Source organism: Vibrio sp. 10N.222.48.A3, from assembly GCF_041475345.1.
GTDB classification, from domain to species: domain Bacteria; phylum Pseudomonadota; class Gammaproteobacteria; order Enterobacterales; family Vibrionaceae; genus Vibrio; species Vibrio tasmaniensis_A.
In genome coordinates this window covers 1-745 of record NZ_JBFRVX010001538.1, presented here as the reverse complement: position 1 = coordinate 745, position 745 = coordinate 1, and the positions used below count along the sequence as shown (strand labels likewise).

The window sequence follows — 745 nt, the reverse complement described above, 5'->3', positions numbered from 1 at the left end:
CTTGTCACCTTATACGTTTGTATGGGATTTTTTATAGCGCAGAAGGTAAATCTCACCACCAAACATAGAACTGATATTTACAACCACTTTGTATAGAATTAACGCAACGAAAGATGAAATTGTTAAAACATCCATTACCATAGGCAATACCTCCTCTAACTTTGAAACAATTAACGCTGTAACCCCGCATCAGTCCGTAGACTAGCATTAACCGTTAGCACCAGAGTTCTATGGGTGGCAAGACCGGGGGCTTAAAAGCTACCATCGTTAATGACCTTACGCAATACGTTTTGTATGTAACTGAGTGTATGAAATTCACGTTCAATTGACAACGCAGCCTCAGGAAGAATAGCGACAAGATTACTTTGACCAAACTCTTCAACCAAGACTCCTAAAGAGATTGTATCCAGCTTTCCTTTTTTTCGATGTAAGACTGTCGACCTACGGATAAAATCATGCTCTCTGAGTTGATTTACAACATCCACAAGGGCTAGGTCGAAGCTGCTTTCAGACGGATAAGTGTCGTAAAACTCAGTATTAACAAAAGAATTTTCTGGAAGAAATGTACGTAAGTTAGTAGAGCTAATAACCTTACAGTTTATAAATTGCGCATTCTTAAGTTTTGCTTTCTCGAAAGTCGATGCTGCAATAATACAATCAGAAAATACAGCATGCTCTAAATTACACTTTCTAAATAACACTCCACGAATTAAACAATCTTTAAACGATGCACTAACCATATTGC

The 745-nt window shown here is 37.7% G+C and carries 1 protein-coding gene; it reads right to left on the bottom strand.

Annotated features, from left to right (window positions below):
* Positions 1-251: 251 nt before the first annotated feature.
* Positions 252-745: pentapeptide repeat-containing protein (locus tag AB4653_RS27610; RefSeq protein ID WP_372105840.1), on the bottom strand; the 494-nt coding region annotated here is incomplete at its 5' end.